This is a genomic window from Streptomyces odonnellii, from assembly GCF_000981895.1.
Classification (GTDB): Bacteria; Actinomycetota; Actinomycetes; order Streptomycetales; family Streptomycetaceae; genus Streptomyces; species Streptomyces odonnellii.
The window spans coordinates 1-8,281 of record NZ_LATD01000403.1; the positions used below are offsets into that span (position 1 = coordinate 1).

Below are 8,281 nucleotides of genomic sequence, written 5' to 3' on the forward strand. Positions count from 1 at the left end.
GGCTGACACCGGGGGGATCTCGGGGGGGGGCGGCACCGGGATCCCGGCGCCACGAAGGAGCGGGCCCCTCGGCGAAAGGCGGCGTGACATGGCAGCAACGGCCGGGGAGCAGCGGACCGGTGAACGCGTCGACGCGCTGCTCGACGAGCTGGGCAAGGCGGTGGGCCCGTCGGGCCGCGCGCTCGCCGACGAACTGGTGCGTGCCGTCGTCGAGTTCTACGGTACGGGCCTGGCCCGGGCCGTCGAGCTGCTCGGCGATTCGCGGGAAGGCACGGAGCCGCTGGCGCTGCTCGGCGAGGACGAACTCGTCGGCGGGCTGCTGATCCTGCACGACCTGCACCCCGACGACACGCTCACCCGGGTGGAACGGGCGCTGGACGAGGTCCGTCCGTATCTCGGTTCGCACGCCGGTGATGTGGAGATCGCCGGGATCGGCCCGGAGCCGGAGGGGGACGGCGCCGCCGAGGGACGGACCCTGCGGCTGCGGCTGCGCGGAAGCTGCGACGGCTGCCCCTCCTCCGCGCAGACGGTGCGCTGGACCATCGAGGAGGCCGTGGCGCGCCGTGCGCCGGAGATCGCGCGCGTCGAGGTCGAGGGCGTCACGGAGGAGAGCCCGCAGCCGAAGCTCCTCCAGATCATGTCCCGGCCGCCGGACGCGGCCGACCTGGCGGCGGGGCCATGACCACCCGGCCCGTGCGGCCCGGCCCGGACGGGCTGCGCGGCTTCACCCGCCGCCCGCCGGCCGCCGTGAAGCGGTGCGAGCTGTGCGCCGAACCGCTGCCCGGGGAGCACCGGCATCTTGTGGACACCCGGAAGCGCTCTCTGCTGTGCGCCTGCGCCGGCTGCCATCTTCTGTTCACCCGGCCGGGCGCGGGCGCGGGCCGCTTCCGGGCGGTGCCCGACCGCTATCTGTCCGATCCGGACTTCGCCCTGGACGAGGAGAGCTGGGGCAGGCTCCAGATCCCGGTCGGGCTCGCCTTCTTCTTCCGCAACTCCGAGCTGGACCGGACGGCCGCGTTCTACCCGAGCCCCGCGGGCGCCACGGAGAGCGAACTGGACCCGGCCACCTGGCAACAGGTCCTCGGTTCCGGCCGGCTGGCCGCGCTGCTCCAGCCCGACACGGAGGCACTGCTGATACGGCGGGAGCGCGGCACCGGCGCCGCGAGCGCGGGCGGCGCGGGCGGGTGCTGGCTGGTGCCTGTCGACGTCTGTTACGAGCTGGTGGGCCGGATGCGGCTGCGCTGGCAGGGGTTCGACGGCGGCGCCGAGGCCCGCGCCGAGCTGGCGGACTTCTTCGCCCGGGTCGCGGCGCGGGCCCGGCCACCGGCGACCGAGCGGGAGGACGGCCGATGACCGATCTGACGTTCACCTGTGTCGGCGTACGGCCGGAACCGTACGGCACAGGCCCGACGCTGCTGTTCCGGCTGCGGATCGAGGCGGCGGAGGGCGTACGGATCCATGCGGTGGCGTTGCGCTGCCAGTTGCGGATCGAGCCCGTCCAACGGCGGTACGGGCCGGCCGAGATGGAGATGCTCGGTGATTTCTTCGGCGAGCCGGACCGCTGGAGCACCACCCTCACACCGCTCCAGTTCGCCCATGCCTCGGTGACCGTGCCCGGCTTCACCGGCGCCACCGAGATCGAACTGCCGGTGCCCTGCACGTACGACATGGAGGTGGCCTCGGCCGCGTACTTCCGCGCGCTCGCGGACGGCGAGGTGCCGCTGCTCCTGCTCTTCTCGGGCACGGTCTTCTCCGGCGACCGCGGGTTCATGGCGGAGCCGGTGCCGTGGCACAAGGAGGCCGCGTTCCGTATGCCGGTGAAGGTCTGGCGGAGCCTGGTCGAGCAGTACTTCCCCGGCTGCGGCTGGCTGCGGATACGCGACGACTGTCTGGACGCGCTGCGCCGCTTCCGCTCGGAGCGCGCCCTGCCGTCCTGGGAGCGGGTGTTCGAGGAGCTGCTCCGTACGGCGGCGGCCCCCGGTCCCGCACGGGCGGCCCGGTCCACCGGGTCTGCCGGGTCTGCCGGGTCTGCCGGGTCTGCCCGGTCCACCGGGTCGTCTACCGGATCTGCCGGGCCCACCGGGCGAGGAGGGCGGTCATGACGGACCAAGTGGCCGTGGACTCCGAGGAGTTCGACAGGGCCCGCCGGGTCGCCGACGCGCTGCTGTTCGAGGGGTATGTGCTCTACCCCTACCGGGCGTCGGCCCGTAAGAACCGGCTGCGCTGGCAGTTCGGTGTGCTGGTGCCGCCGTCCTGGGCCTGCATGTACGGCGAGCACGCCGAGCAGCGTACGGAATGCCTGCTCGAACCCCGCCGTGCCGGTCACCTCCTCGTGGAGCTCCGCTTCCTCAAGGTCCGCCGCCGCACGGTGGAACGCCCCGCGCCGGACGGCTCGGGCTGGACCGGGACGGCGCGACTCGACCTGACCGACCGGGTGCTGGTCCCGTGGGACGAGGGCGAGGAGCAGCGGGTGGCACTGCGGGTGCCGCTCGACGAACTCGCGGGCGAAGGGCGGACCGTACGGTTCGACCGCCCCGGCGGGGTCGCGTACGAGCCGGTCCAGGAGGCGGGCGGTACGGGACCGGCCGTCGGGCGTCTGGTACGGCGGAGCCGCGCGCTGGCGGGCGAGATGCACCTGGCCACCGAGCCGCTGCCGGGCCCGTACGGCGCGCTGCGGCTGACTGTGACCGTACGCAACGCCTCGGACTGGGCACCGCCGGACCGGGCGCCGGACCCGCGCCGGCGTGGCGACCGCGAAGCCGCCCTGCCGTACAGCCTGATCGGGGCGCATCTGCTTCTCGGCCTGCCCGGCGGGCGGTTCCTGTCGATGACGGACCCGCCCCAGTGGGCGCGGCCCGCCGCCCGGACCTGCCGCAATGAGCACACCTGGCCGGTGCTGGCCGGTGGTGCGGGCCGGGACGATGTCCTGCTGTCCTCGCCGATCATCCTGGACGACCACCCCGAACTCGCGGCGGAGAGCCCAGGACCGCTCTACGACGCGACCGAGATCGACGAGATCCTCTCGCTGCGGACCGCCGCGCTCACGGAGGAGGAGAAACGGGAGGCGCGCGGGACGGACGCGCGGGCGGCCGAGGTGATCGATCTGGTGGACGGGATGCCCGCGCAGGTCATGGAGCGCCTCCACGGCGCGATACGGGGTCTGCGCGAGGCGACGGGTGAGCGGCCCCGCGAGGACCCGGCCGAGGCACCCTGCGCGCGCGACGCGTACGACGTACCGGGGCCGGAGACCGTGACGGTCGGCGAGCGGCTCGTCGGCGTGGGCAGCCGGGTCGTACTGCGGCCGGGCACGCGCGGGTCCGACGCCCAGGACATCTTTCTGGCGGGGCTCGGCGCGACGGTCGAGGCGGTGCTGACGGACCTGGACGGCGAGACGCACATCGGGGTGACCGTCGACGGCGATCCGGGCACGGACGTACGCCGTCTGCAGGGCCGGTTCCTGTACTTCCGGCCGGACGAGATCGATCCCCGCGGCAGCGGCGGTCCGGAGGGCGGTGGTTGACATGGCGGGCAGGACCCTGGTCGCGGGGATCGGCAATGTCTTCCTCGGTGACGACGGCTTCGGCGTCGAGACCCTGCGCAGGCTGACCGGACACCGGTTCCCGCCGGACGTCGAGCTGATGGACACGGGCATCCGGGGTGTGCATCTCGCCTACCGGCTTCTCGACGGCTACAGCGGGCTCGTGCTGCTCGACACGGTCGACCGTGGCACTCCGGCCGGCACCCTGCACGTACTCGACATCGACCCGGCCGATCCCGCCGCTCGCGGAACGCCCCGGGCGGCCGTACCGCTGGACGGGCACGGCATGGACCCGGCGGCCGTGCTGCGGCTGGTCCATGAACTGCGCGCGGGCGCCGGTGGCACCCTGCCCGAGCGGATCGTGCTGGTCGGCTGCCAGCCGCTCACCCTCGAAGAGGGCATCGGACTCAGCGAACCGGTCGCCGCCGCCGTCGGACCGGCGGCCGAGCTGGTCCTCGATCTGATCCGGCACGAAAGCGGTGAAGGCGGTGAAGGCCTCGAAGGCCGCGAAGGCCATGAAGGACACGGAGACCACGTAGGCCACGTAGGCCACCAGCACGAAAGCCACCAAGGAGGCGATGACCGTGATGCACGCGATACGCGAGATACGGGCGGGACGAGCGGCGGACCGCCCCAGGACCCGCCCCAGAACCCGCACCGACACCCGTCCCAGGACCCGCACCGGACCGGCGGACCGGCCGCTGCTGTGGGTCTGCGCCGGAGCGGTCATGGCCGGGGCGGCGTACGAGACGGCGAAGTCCGTACCGGATCTGCGCCGCTATCTGCGGATGCGCCGGATGTAGGCCCCCGGGAAGGGAAGGCTCGGGACCGATGAACGACCGACAACGAACGCGGACGGCACCCGGCGGTCAGGCGGGGCCCGCCGCCGGCGGGTGCCCGGACAGCGGCCGTACCTCTCTGTCGGCCGGCCCCGGCCCGTTGAGCTGCGTGTACCGCTCCAGGAACAGATGCAGCGTGCTGTGCAGCTCCCCCAGACGGACGAACCAGAGCGACAGGCTCATCGACCCCGCCGGGGTGATCTCGTACTCGCGGCGGGCGGGCCCGGACGCGGACGCCCGCCACCGGGAGGAGATCTGACCGCACTTCTCCATGCCCCGCAGCAGCCGGTACACATGCGCGGACTCGGCTTCGGCCCAGCCGAAGGCGCCCAGACGCTGGGTCAGCTCGTAGCCGTGTCCCGGCCGCTCGGTGAGCAGCAGCAGGATGACGGGGTTCATCAGCGCGCGTCGTTCGGTGTCGTGCGTCGTCATGGTCGCGGTCTCCTGATGTGGCCGGGCGAGCTGGACATCAGTCCGCCCCGCGCTTGAGACCACGCTAACCAGCCCCGGCGGGACCGGCCAGCCGCCGTGACGAGGTGAGAGCCGTGCACGAACTGTCCATCGCGACCGCCGTGGTCGCCCAGGTGGAGGAAGCCGTACGCACCAATGGCGGCGCGCGGGTCGCCTCGCTGCGGCTGCGGATCGGCGAGCTGGCGGGGGTGGTGCCGGAGGCGCTCCGGTTCTCGTTCGGCCTGGCGAGCGAGGGGACCGTACTAGCCGGTGCCCGGCTGGAGCTGGACACCGTGCCCGGCAGGGCGCGGTGCGACGGCTGCGGGCGGGAGTACGCCGTCGGCATGCCGCCCCTGCTCTGGTGCGACGGCTGCGCCCGGCCGCTGGCCGAGCTGCTCTCGGGCCGGGAGCTGGAGATCGCCGAGGTCGCTCTCATGGACGCCTCCGAGGTCGCGCGGGTGGATTCCTCGGATGCGCGCCGCCGGGACAGCGGTGAGGATCGGGGTACGCCCCGGGCCGTGTCCGACACATAGCGTCGTCCGTCCGCAGGGCGGAGCCGGACGGGATCTGTCACGCCCTAGGAGGCCCCGTGTGCCGAGTCGTTGATCTGCGCCAGGCCGTCCTGGCCAAGAACGACGCCAGTGCCCTGGAGCTGCGCGAGCATCTCGCCGCCCGGGGCACGGCCGAGGTGAATCTGCTGTCCAGCCCGGGCAGCGGCAAGACCGCGCTGCTCGAACGGCTGCTGGAACGGGCCGTCGAGGCGGGCATCGCGGTCGCGGCGGTCACCGCCGATCTGGCCACCGAGAACGACGCCCGGCGGCTGGCGCGCGCCGGAGCACCCGTCAAACAGGTGCTGACCGACGGACTGTGCCATCTGGAGGCGGGAATGCTGCGCGGGCATCTCGACGGCTGGCTTCCGGCGGACACCCGGGTGCTGTTCGTGGAGAACGTCGGCAATCTGGTCTGCCCCGCCTCGTACGACCTCGGGGAGAGTCTGCGGATCGTGCTGGTCTCGGTGACCGAGGGCGAGGACAAACCGCTCAAGTACCCGACGGCGTTCGGTCTCGCGCAGCTTGTGGTCATCACCAAGACGGACATCGCGGCGGCCGTCGAGTTCGACGCGGAGGCGTTCCACCGGAATGTGCGCCGGGTGAATCCGGGGGTGCCGGTGCTGGCGACCTCGGCGCGCACCGGGGCCGGAGTCGACGATCTGCTGGCCCGCGTCCTCGACTGCGCGGACGGCGAGCCCGTACACCGGCCGGTGTACGAGAGTGCCTCCGCCACTCGCGGAACGGCCGAGGCGCCATGAGCGGGCCCGTGTCCTCCGTCCGCGCCGCCGGTCCGGCCGCACCGCCTGCCACATGTGAGCGCCGGCAGGTGCTGGTGTGCGGGGTGGTGCAGGGTGTCGGCTTCCGCCCGTTCGTGTACGCGCTCGCCACCGGTCTCGGTCTGACGGGATGGGTCACCAACACCGCTGAGGGGGTGAGCCTGGAGGTCGAGGGACCGGCGGAGGCTGTGGCGGCTTTCTGCGAGCGGGTCGCGGACAGCGCTCCGCCGCTGGCCGTCGTGGAATCGGTGCGGCACCGGCTCGTACCCGCCGTCGGCGGCAGCGGATTCACGATCCGCCCCTCGCCCGACTCCGGCTCCGGCGGGCCCGGACGGACCCTGGTCTCCCCCGACATGGCGACGTGCGACGCGTGTCTGGCCGAGCTGGCCGACCCCGCGGACCGCCGCTACCGGCACCCCTTCATCAGTTGTACGCACTGCGGCCCGCGCTTCACCGTCGTCACCGGACTGCCGTACGACCGGGCGCGGACCACGATGGCCGGTTTCCCGCTCTGCGCCGACTGCGCGCGGGAGTACGAGGATCCGGCCGACCGGCGCTTCCACGCCCAGCCGGTCGCCTGCCATGCCTGCGGCCCTCAACTCTCCCTGATCAGAACCGCGTCGGGCGGGCCGGCCGTGACGGCTTCAGGCGAGGGCGCGCTCGCGGAGGCGCGGCGGCTGCTGGCGGCCGGGGCGGTCGTCGGGGTGAAGGGACTCGGTGGCTACCACCTGGCCTGCGATGCCTCCGACGCCACCGCCGTGGCGGTCCTGCGCGCCCGCAAGCGGCGCGGCGCCAAGCCGTTCGCCGTGATGGCCGGGTCGCTGGAGACGGTTGAGCGGCTTGCCTTCGTGGGTCCTGACGAGCGCGAACTGCTGCTGGGGCAGCGCGGGCCCGTCGTTCTGCTGCGCCGCCGCGAGGGCGGTGAGCCGCTGGTGGCGGACGGTGTGGCACCCGGCAGCCCCGATCTCGGGGTGCTCATGCCGTACACGCCGCTGCACCGTCTGCTGCTGGGCCTGCCGGGCGATCCGCCGGGGCCGCCGGTGCTGGTGATGACCAGCGGGAACCGGTCGGGCGAGCCCATCGTGACCGACGACAGGGACGCCCTGAGCCGGCTGGACGGTCTCGCGGACGCCTGGCTGACGCATGACCGGCCGCTGCGGGTGCCGTGCGACGACTCGGTGGTACGGGTCTCCGCGGGCCGGGTGCTGCCCGTTCGCAGATCGCGCGGCTACGCGCCGATGCCGGTGGCGCTGCCCGTACCGGTGGAGCCGGCGCTCGCCGTCGGCGGGGACCTGAAGAACGTCTTCTGTGTCGCGGAGGGCCGGTACGCGTGGCTGTCCGCCCATATCGGCGACATGGACGAACTGGCGACGCTCACCGCCTTCGAGGCGGCCGTCGGGCATCTGTCGGAGCTGGCCTCGGTCACGCCCCGGCTACTGGTCGCGGACCGGCATCCCGGCTACCGCTCGGGGCAGTGGGCCGTGCGCCATGCCGGGGGCCGCCCGGTACGCCGGGTCCAGCACCATCACGCGCATGTGGCGTCGGCGATGGCGGAGCACGGTCTGGACGGCTCGGCTCCGGTGATCGGGGTGGCCTTCGACGGTACGGGGTACGGGGACGACGGCACGGTGTGGGGCGGCGAGGTGCTGCTCGCGGACTACGACGGATTCCGGCGCTTCGGCAGGCTGGCCCAGGTGCCGCTGCCGGGCGGCGACGCGGCCGTACGGAACCCGTACCGCATGGCGCTCTCGCATCTGCGGGCGGCGGGCGTGCCCTGGTCGGACGAACTGCCGTGTGTCGCCGCGTGTTCGGCCGGTGAGCGGCGGCTGCTGGAGCGTCAGCTCACGCGTGGCGTCGCCTGCGTACCGACATCGAGCATGGGGCGGCTCTTCGACGCCGTCGCCTCGCTCGCGGGGGTGTGCCACCGGGTGGAGTACGAGGCCCAGGCGGCGATGGAGCTGGAGGGCGCGGCCGTGGCGGGCGGCGGCCGGGCGGGTGGTGGTCCGGCGCGCGGCGGCGAGGCGGAGGGCTACCGGTTCGGGCTGGTCCCCGGGCGGCCGGGCGACGGGGTGGAGCTGGTGGCCGACCCCGCTCCGGTCCTGGCCGCCGCCGTACGGGACATACGGG

At 73.7% G+C, this 8,281-nt stretch carries 9 protein-coding genes; 8 read left to right on the plus strand and 1 reads right to left on the minus strand.

The window, feature by feature from the left end:
* Nucleotides 1-88 precede the first annotated feature (88 nt).
* From WH07_RS31115 to WH07_RS42335, 5 genes are read left to right on the plus strand one after another with little or no spacing between them, the layout of a single operon-like run.
* Nucleotides 89-682 carry a NifU family protein gene (locus tag WH07_RS31115; RefSeq protein WP_046507473.1) on the plus strand — a complete coding sequence of 198 codons (594 nt, stop codon included), beginning with the start codon at nt 89-91 and terminating at the stop codon, nt 680-682.
* Nucleotides 679-1,353 (plus strand): DUF5947 family protein, encoded by a 675-nt coding sequence (locus WH07_RS31120; RefSeq protein ID WP_046507476.1) that lies wholly within the window; start codon nt 679-681, stop codon nt 1,351-1,353. The genes WH07_RS31115 and WH07_RS31120 overlap by 4 nt, the downstream gene beginning before the upstream one ends.
* Entirely contained in the window at nt 1,350-2,102 is a 753-nt protein-coding gene (locus tag WH07_RS31125; protein WP_232789126.1) for a DUF6084 family protein, read from the plus strand. Before WH07_RS31120 ends, WH07_RS31125 begins: the two co-directional genes overlap by 4 nt.
* On the plus strand, nt 2,099-3,520 hold the full coding sequence (locus WH07_RS31130) for a hypothetical protein (RefSeq protein ID WP_046507479.1): 1,422 nt from the start codon (nt 2,099-2,101) through the stop codon (nt 3,518-3,520). The genes WH07_RS31125 and WH07_RS31130 overlap by 4 nt, the downstream gene beginning before the upstream one ends.
* A 1-nt stretch (nt 3,521) precedes the next feature.
* Nucleotides 3,522-4,373 carry a hydrogenase maturation protease gene (locus tag WH07_RS42335; protein WP_063775858.1) on the plus strand — a complete coding sequence of 284 codons (852 nt, stop codon included), beginning with the start codon at nt 3,522-3,524 and terminating at the stop codon, nt 4,371-4,373.
* Nucleotides 4,374-4,407: 34 nt separating this feature from the next.
* Here WH07_RS42335 and WH07_RS31140 read toward each other — a convergent pair whose 3' ends face one another.
* A complete protein-coding gene (locus WH07_RS31140; protein WP_046507482.1) occupies nt 4,408-4,809 on the minus strand; it encodes a helix-turn-helix transcriptional regulator in 402 nt (133 codons plus the stop codon).
* Nucleotides 4,810-4,922: 113 nt separating this feature from the next.
* On the opposite strand from WH07_RS31140, the gene WH07_RS31145 reads away from it, so the two are divergent.
* The 3 genes from WH07_RS31145 to hypF all read left to right on the plus strand — a co-directional run.
* Entirely contained in the window at nt 4,923-5,360 is a 438-nt protein-coding gene (locus WH07_RS31145; protein WP_063775859.1) for a hydrogenase maturation nickel metallochaperone HypA/HybF, read from the plus strand.
* 56 nt (nt 5,361-5,416) lie between these two features.
* Nucleotides 5,417-6,136, plus strand: a complete 720-nt coding sequence (gene hypB / locus WH07_RS31150) for a hydrogenase nickel incorporation protein HypB (protein WP_046507485.1) — start codon at nt 5,417-5,419, stop codon at nt 6,134-6,136.
* The coding region (gene hypF / locus WH07_RS31155) for a carbamoyltransferase HypF (RefSeq protein ID WP_046507497.1) at nt 6,133-8,281 on the plus strand (2,149 nt) is incomplete at its 3' end. The genes hypB and hypF, both read left to right, overlap by 4 nt.

Bases quoted from the DNA above. Each gene is read 5' to 3' on its own strand.
- WH07_RS31115 (WP_046507473.1), top strand. From the start codon at position 89: ATGGCAGCAACGGCCGGGGAGCAGCGGACCGGTGAACGCGTCGACGCG.
- WH07_RS31120 (WP_046507476.1), top strand. From the start codon at position 679: ATGACCACCCGGCCCGTGCGGCCCGGCCCGGACGGGCTGCGCGGCTTC.
- WH07_RS31125 (WP_232789126.1), top strand. From the start codon at position 1,350: ATGACCGATCTGACGTTCACCTGTGTCGGCGTACGGCCGGAACCGTAC.
- WH07_RS31130 (WP_046507479.1), top strand. From the start codon at position 2,099: ATGACGGACCAAGTGGCCGTGGACTCCGAGGAGTTCGACAGGGCCCGC.
- WH07_RS42335 (WP_063775858.1), top strand. From the start codon at position 3,522: ATGGCGGGCAGGACCCTGGTCGCGGGGATCGGCAATGTCTTCCTCGGT.
- WH07_RS31140 (WP_046507482.1), bottom strand. From the start codon at position 4,809: ATGACGACGCACGACACCGAACGACGCGCGCTGATGAACCCCGTCATC.